General features: G+C 34.5%; 1 protein-coding gene. It reads left to right on the plus strand.

What is annotated here, in order from left to right; all coding sequences use genetic code 11:
- Positions 1-214 precede the first annotated feature (214 nt).
- Positions 215-970 (plus strand): DJ-1/PfpI family protein, encoded by a 756-nt coding sequence (locus OS188_RS14690; protein WP_267149605.1) that lies wholly within the window; start codon positions 215-217, stop codon positions 968-970.
- Positions 971-1,197 lie beyond the last annotated feature (227 nt).

The raw sequence follows: 1,197 nt of genomic DNA on the forward strand, positions 1-1,197 counted from the left end.
AAAACCGACCAAAAAAAACACAAAACAGAATTATTAAGCGTACAAAAAAGCACTAAAAGCCAACACTGTATATAAAAAATGCGTAGTTTAGTGCTCAATCAAAGGAAAGTGCGTGTTTGCTTTCATCTGATTTTCGTTCCGAAAATCCGCTGACACAAACACGCACTTTTCATATACAAACACGTTGCCCACAATACGAGAAAAACAGAACGAAATGACAAAATTTAGAGTTTTAACAATAATGATTTTCACAACTATTTTGATAAGTTGCAACTCTGAAAAATCGAAAAATAATCTCGATAAAGAGAACGTAAATCAAAAGGAAATTGAATCGGATACTCTGACAAAACACTTAAAACCATTCAAATCGGAATTGCCAACAATCGGACTTTTGGTGTATAACGGAGTTTTACAAAGCGAAGTAATTGCTACTTCTGATGTTTTCGCAAAACCAACCGAAAGGGGAAAACAAATCTTTAATGTAATCACGATTGCAGAAACTGAAAAACCAATCACAACCGAAGAAGGAATAAAAATTTTGCCTGACTTTACGTTTGAAAATTGCCCAAAATTAACAGCTCTTTTTGTGCCGAGTGCTTATGATATGTACGCACAAGTTCACAACGAAAAAATAGTAAACTTCATAAAAGAGAAAAATAAAGAAACTGAATATGTTGTGAGTAATTGTGCTGGAGCTCAATTAATCGGAAAATCTGGAATTGCAGATGGACATAAAATCGTCACTTGGATTGGTGGTGGAGAACAATTACAAAAAGACTATCCGAATTTAAAAGTACAGAATGATAGTTTGGTAACTTTCGTTGAGGACGGAAAATTCAGTTCGTCAAATGGAAATTTAGCAAGTTATATTTCAGCATTGAATTTATTGGAGAAAATGACGAGTTCGGAACATAAAAAATTCGTGGAAAGTTATTTATATCTTGACCGAATTCAAAATTGGAAAAACTAAAAGTACTGTGGGCAACAACGTGTATAATTAATGGCTAGTTCTCGCCTACTTACGAAAATCCTCGCGGATTTTCTATTCGGTTTTTATTTGCTAAATTAGGTGCGTGGAACACGCCACTAATCATACACAAAAACGTTGCAAGTAATAGAAACCTCACTCGAACGCAAGCAAAACGCAACTGAAAAACCTCTGATTTTTGCCAAATATTACGCTGACTTTACTCTGCC

The organism is Xanthomarina sp. F1114 (assembly GCF_026410255.1).
In the GTDB taxonomy this organism is placed as follows: domain Bacteria; phylum Bacteroidota; class Bacteroidia; order Flavobacteriales; family Flavobacteriaceae; genus Xanthomarina.

Excerpts from the sequence above, each read along its gene's own strand:
- OS188_RS14690 (WP_267149605.1), top strand. The coding sequence starts at position 215 with ATGACAAAATTTAGAGTTTTAACAATAATGATTTTCACAACTATTTTG.